The 978-nt window shown below is 66.6% G+C and carries 2 protein-coding genes; both read right to left on the bottom strand.

The genetic code is table 11. The features are described from left to right. Nucleotides 1-293: MarR family transcriptional regulator (locus EN925_RS37350; protein ID WP_128337437.1), on the bottom strand; the 293-nt coding region annotated here is incomplete at its 3' end. Continuing rightward, a partial coding sequence (locus EN925_RS37355) for an SDR family NAD(P)-dependent oxidoreductase (protein WP_164894737.1) occupies nt 287-978 on the bottom strand: 692 nt, incomplete at its 5' end. The genes EN925_RS37355 and EN925_RS37350, both read right to left, overlap by 7 nt.

Consider the following 978-nt stretch of genomic DNA (forward strand, 5'->3'; position numbering starts at 1 on the left):
CCATTGCGCCGCGCGCGGGCGACAAGTCCTTCCGAAACCAGCCGGTCGACGATGCCCGTGACATTGCCGTTGGAGACCAGCAGGAAGCGCGACAGGTCGCTCATCAGCATGCCTTCCGGCGCGCGATAAAGCGCTGCCATCACGTCGAAGCGCGGCAGCGTCGTGTTGAACTCCTTCTTCAGCCGCTCGCGCAGTTCGGCCTCGATCGTGCGCGAGGCGCGCAGCAGCCTGATCCACAGACGCAAGCGGTCCTTGCCGGGTCCCGACGGCGCGGGCAGGGGGCCGGCTACCATGTTTCGCCTCCTGAGATGGAAATCGCCTGTCCGGTGATCGATTGGGCGGCGTCGCCGCACAGCCACAGCACGGCGGCGGCAATTTCATCCGGCTGGATGAAGCGGCCTTGCGGGTTGGTCGAGGCGAGGCTTGACCGCGCTTGCTCGACCGAGCGGCCGGTTTTCTCGATGATGCGCTGGATGGACTCTTCCAGCATTTCGGTTTCCACAAAGCCTGGGCACACCGCGTTGACGGTGACGCCGGATTTCACTGTTTCGGCGGCAAGCGCCCGCATCAGGCCGATGACGCCATGCTTGGCGGCGACGTAAGACGCGACATAGGCGTAGCCTTTCAGGCCGGCGGTCGAGGCGATGAAAACAATTCGTCCCGTTTTCCGCGCGGCCATGCCGCTCAGCGCCGGCTTCACCGTCAGGAAGGCGCCGGTCAGATTGACGTCGAGCGTCCGCTGCCAGTCGCTGAGCGCGGTTTTGTGCGCCGGCGCGCTGCCGGCCATGCCGGCATTGGCGACGACGATGTCGAAGGCCCCACGCGCGGCTTGCGCCCTCTCGTAGAGCGCCACCATTGCCGCCTCGTCGGTGACATCGGCGGCGATGCCAGAGATGCGGTCGTTTTCGCCGGCCACCTTGGCGAGCTCTGCTTCCCGGCGGCCGCAGATGGTGACGCCGATGCCGGCATGGCCGGCAG

Source organism: Mesorhizobium sp. M7A.F.Ca.US.006.04.2.1 (assembly GCF_004022915.1).
GTDB lineage: Bacteria > Pseudomonadota > Alphaproteobacteria > Rhizobiales > Rhizobiaceae > Mesorhizobium > Mesorhizobium ciceri.